This is a genomic window from uncultured Nostoc sp., from assembly GCF_964245575.1.
GTDB lineage: Bacteria > Cyanobacteriota > Cyanobacteriia > Cyanobacteriales > Nostocaceae > Nostoc.
Genome location: NZ_CAXTNP010000459.1, coordinates 1 through 4,011 on the forward strand (window position 1 = coordinate 1; position 4,011 = coordinate 4,011).

Annotated in this window: 7 protein-coding genes; all 7 read left to right on the top strand. The window is 41.8% G+C overall.

What is annotated here, in order from left to right:
• Nucleotides 1-40 precede the first annotated feature (40 nt).
• Nucleotides 41-220, top strand: coding sequence for a hypothetical protein (locus ACFFAP_RS36815; RefSeq protein WP_375515833.1), 180 nt, complete (start codon nt 41-43; stop codon nt 218-220).
• 65 nt (nt 221-285) lie between these two features.
• On the top strand, nt 286-606 hold the full coding sequence (locus ACFFAP_RS36820; RefSeq protein ID WP_375515834.1) for a hypothetical protein: 321 nt from the start codon (nt 286-288) through the stop codon (nt 604-606).
• Nucleotides 596-1,036: a hypothetical protein gene (locus ACFFAP_RS36825; RefSeq protein ID WP_375515835.1), complete on the top strand. Its 441-nt coding sequence runs from the start codon at nt 596-598 to the stop codon at nt 1,034-1,036. The genes ACFFAP_RS36820 and ACFFAP_RS36825 overlap by 11 nt, the downstream gene beginning before the upstream one ends.
• A gap of 3 nt (nt 1,037-1,039) precedes the next feature.
• Nucleotides 1,040-1,327, top strand: coding sequence for a hypothetical protein (locus ACFFAP_RS36830; RefSeq protein ID WP_100903733.1), 288 nt, complete (start codon nt 1,040-1,042; stop codon nt 1,325-1,327).
• Between the two features lie 2 nt (nt 1,328-1,329).
• Complete coding sequence (locus ACFFAP_RS36835; protein ID WP_375515836.1) at nt 1,330-2,871, top strand: hypothetical protein; 1,542 nt, start codon at nt 1,330-1,332, stop codon at nt 2,869-2,871.
• A gap of 312 nt (nt 2,872-3,183) precedes the next feature.
• A complete protein-coding gene (locus ACFFAP_RS36840) occupies nt 3,184-3,489 on the top strand; it encodes a hypothetical protein (RefSeq protein WP_375515837.1) in 306 nt (101 codons plus the stop codon).
• A 295-nt stretch (nt 3,490-3,784) separates the two neighbouring features.
• Nucleotides 3,785-4,011: hypothetical protein (locus ACFFAP_RS36845; RefSeq protein WP_375515838.1), on the top strand; the 227-nt coding region annotated here is incomplete at its 3' end.

Consider the following 4,011-nt stretch of genomic DNA (forward strand, 5'->3'; position numbering starts at 1 on the left):
TAACAATGATTATCATTATTGTACTTGGTGATTTTATTCCTTGGAAGTCCCTAAAGCAGACCAGTTGTTATCGACGATTCGTAATGCCCCCAAGGACGTGGTGAGTAAGTTTGTCTCTAAGGCGATGGAGGAAGAAGCTGACGTGGAATCCTTTCGTGCAATCGGTAACGAACTCGTTGCGGGTATTTTCGGCGCTAACTTTACGGATGCAGCCGAGTAAATTCATTGGATTAGCAGCAGTATTGAATCTGCTGCTATTAATTCTTGTATTAGGCGTGGCATTCTATGGAGCAACAACAAGAAACTTACAAGAAACCATTAAATATTCACCTGAAGAAGGACGGCGAGTTGAATCTGTCGGGGCTGACCTTAAAAAACCTCACGAGCGAAGAATTCTTAATCGTCCAACAACTTATTGATGAATCGAGAGTGCGAGCAAACAACGCCAACAGAGTTGAAGAACTAATGCAGCGAGGTTTGATGGCTCAAGGGGTGATTGCAACCTTCGCTATCTTGATGTTCTCATTCATCAGCATCTACGGTATTTCTCGTTACATCGGTCAACAAGTTCAACGAATTCAGGAGACGTATAGCAATGTTAGGTAAATGGCTTCCTGGTCTATTCGGTAGCAAAAATGACGGTGTAGTTTCAACGGATTTAAGAGTTGGTGATGCTACCCAAATTGAAGGAAATTTACCTTCATCAATCCGCGATCGCTACACTTTACCTGCTTACACTACAGCACAGGAGGTTCTGGATGAAGCAGAAGTGGCTGGCACTTTGAAGGCACAGAAGTGGCTACATACAAAGTTCTCCCGGCACAAGCTTAAACAGTTGCAATCTTTGGCAGAGATGTATAAAAACCAGTTGGCATATTCCCAAGAAGCCATGAAGATTGAGGAAGATTTGCAGCGAACTAGGGCGTTACATGGGGAGGCGGTGATCCGTCATGCCTTCGGCTCACAGGAACAACAACGTCAGTTGGGGGGATACGAGAAAGCATTTGATGAAGTGGGAGATTCATTCCGATTTTAGGTTATGCAAATTAAACTGTCCTTCGTTGGATATGCCGTCTCTGGAGTCGGGCTGTCAATGTTAATGGGATTTCTCTCAGTTGCTAGCCCAGTCAGTCAATTCTTGGTGTGGATCATTGGCATGATTTGCATTTGCGGTTTGGCAGTTGGTTTCTTTAACTTTGCTGGCTTAGTCGTCAAAGGATTTGGCTTTAACCGCAAGACTTTTACCATTGGGTTAATGCCTGGGGTGATATTCCTGTTTGTTTTTCTGACATTAGTTGCAGCTGGTGTTGCGCTGGGGGTGCGATAGCAATGACATTTGAACTGGAACGACTAACTGCCAGTAGTGCCATTCATGCAGAACGGACTATTTTATGTTCTTTAGGAGCGAGTGCAGTGTTATGTCTGTCTGCTCCTTTTTTCTTAAATACAGATCGAATAACAACCGGAATCTTACTCGGCGCTGGGACGGTCAGTGCTGGCTTATTTGGGGTTTCTGCCCAAATCAGCGAAAGTAAGGAAAAAGTTTACCAGTCTTTGCTAGAAGCTGACCTCAAAGCACTTAAACAGCATTTACAAAGTGAGGCTGTTTATGATTATGTTACGACTGCGATCGCTGCCAAACGCCGAGTTGCTGATTATGTGAATCGGCTACCAATGCAAGAGCGCCCCCGGTGGATTGCTGAATATCAGTTGCAAGGGTTGGTTACACTTCCCGAACCACCAGCACAACAATCACCTTCACCGATTGGTATTCCCAATCCCGATATTGCTGACATTGATGAAGACTCGGTGCAGTCGGTGATTAATCCGGGTGCAATAAAAATTCTGCAAGCCATCGCAGCTAATTATCCTGAGTACATCAGAATTGATGGTGCTTGGATTGATGAACTGTGTGATGCTGCATCTAATCAAAATATGACTCTTCGCAGCAATCACCATTTTTACCTATCTGGTGGCACACAATCTGGGAAGTCCACTCTAGCAGGCGTGATTATCAACAAAATTGCTGCAAAATCTCAAACACCAGCAATTGTGATTGGCAGTGATCCAAAGGATGATGTCACCAGATGGTTGTGCAAGTTCAGCCGTAAGTTTGACGGCATGAAAGAACTAAAAAACTGGATTACCTTTGCCACAGACCAAATTGACAAGCAGAAAGCCAGAGTATCAATTGTTGGTGGTGAATGTCACGGTGTTCCTGAATTATTTCTTGCTCAAGATGAGGTGGACTCTGTATTTGGTGGTGGCAAGGGACTTCCAGGAATGGTTGATGCTGATACTGCCAAAGATTTGCAGGGTTTTTGGAACTATATCATCAAATTCACTGCTGGGTTAAAGGGTCATGGTTTATTTATGGGCCAGTCCCCGCTCTCTGGAGAAACCGGATTTAGCCGTCCATCTCTGAAAAACGTTTGCTTTATTGCGATGGGGCAAACATCCTCTTATATTCTTGACCATCCCCAAGACTTTGTAAATGTCAAAAAAGAGATTTTGGAGATGTTACGCCAAGCTTGCGAACTACTAGATAAAGCTGGTGTACGTTATGCCTTAGTAATTCCGACTCGTGGTAATCCCTTCGTTGCTCTAATCCCGGAATTTGATATCAAAGGTCTAGAACAAAAACAGGATTCCAAACCGAATGCTGACACTGTTAATAGTTCTAAAAATAATCAGCAATCCTCACAGCAGCAGGTTGACTGGTATCAAGAAATTAGAAAATGGGCAACAGAATTAGGGAGAAGACCACATTTTCAGGAAATCAAACAAAAGTGGCACGAATTAACGGGGCAAGAGTTAAACGAAAAAGGCGTTACCCTACTGCTGGAAAATCTCGGCTACCCAGACAATTAAACTGGAATGCTCGATATGGTAATCCCAAAGAGTACAGAAAGCAAGTAGCAATCGCTCACCGAAAAACTCACAATTATTGTGTAGTCTGTCTGATTAAGAAAAGTGAAGAAATCCATCACGCTTACTACGGCAACGACATCATTGGTCAATCTACATTTCCTACATGCTACTGTTGTCATAATGAGATTTGTCATAGTCCAATCAACTGGATAAAAAGCCGTAGTAATCCTGTCTGGGGCAATCGTAATACTGACGAATTTATTATCAGATTGCGATTAGGGTATCAATTACTTTACGGAGGAATTAAACATTATGTATAGCGATTACGATAATTTTAATTTTGAAGAAGGCTTACAACTTACTGAATCTGAAATCAGGCGACGACATCAGCAACGAATGTTCTTGCGTAGAAATGCTCAACTGTTACAGCAGGAGTTTGAGCTTGAAGCCGAACTGTTAGAAGAGAATCCAGAGTTAGCGCAGGTGATTCATTCTCTTAATATGCAGGAGATTCAGAGTAATCAGCAAGGGCTACAGAATGTTTTAGGCTCAGAAGAATCAGCGTCAAAAGAGCAAAGTGTTTGGAGTAAATTTTTTCCGGGATTAGGCGGAAGGTAAATATGTCTTGGTCGAAATCAATTTCCTTAGATGATGCTAACAAGCTTTTTGACGTAATTGGAATTTCTTTTTAGCAGAACGAATTAGAAGGTGGTTATCTTGCCAAGCATGAACATAAGACCCTAATCAGACCAACGTTAACTGCTTGCTGCATACCTGTTTTGAGTGATAGGGTAACAGTGAAGGAGGAATAAATTTATGCTACAACTGGCTCAGATAAATCCAAATTCCTTCAATCTGGTTTGATTGATACTAGTTTTCAGTCTTATAAATTTGATGAAATTCCAGATTAACTATGGATAACTTGCAAGAATTAATAAACACAATTCAACCCAACGTTAAAATAACTCTAGAATCTGAAACTAGAATTACTTTGCAGGGTAATTTAATTTCAAAATCTGGCACTGATGACCTTGAGTATTTTATTGGTTTAAGGTTAATCTCAGCATCTTTTCCTTTTAATAACAAGCAGGGTAAGCGCGTCTCAAACACTATTGACAAGCGGATTCTGAGGCATGATCA

Coding starts and splice junctions, on each gene's coding strand:
- ACFFAP_RS36835 (WP_375515836.1), top strand. CDS start 1,330: ATGACATTTGAACTGGAACGACTAACTGCCAGTAGTGCCATTCATGCA.
- ACFFAP_RS36830 (WP_100903733.1), top strand. CDS start 1,040: ATGCAAATTAAACTGTCCTTCGTTGGATATGCCGTCTCTGGAGTCGGG.
- ACFFAP_RS36820 (WP_375515834.1), top strand. CDS start 286: ATGGAGCAACAACAAGAAACTTACAAGAAACCATTAAATATTCACCTG.
- ACFFAP_RS36825 (WP_375515835.1), top strand. CDS start 596: ATGTTAGGTAAATGGCTTCCTGGTCTATTCGGTAGCAAAAATGACGGT.
- ACFFAP_RS36840 (WP_375515837.1), top strand. CDS start 3,184: ATGTATAGCGATTACGATAATTTTAATTTTGAAGAAGGCTTACAACTT.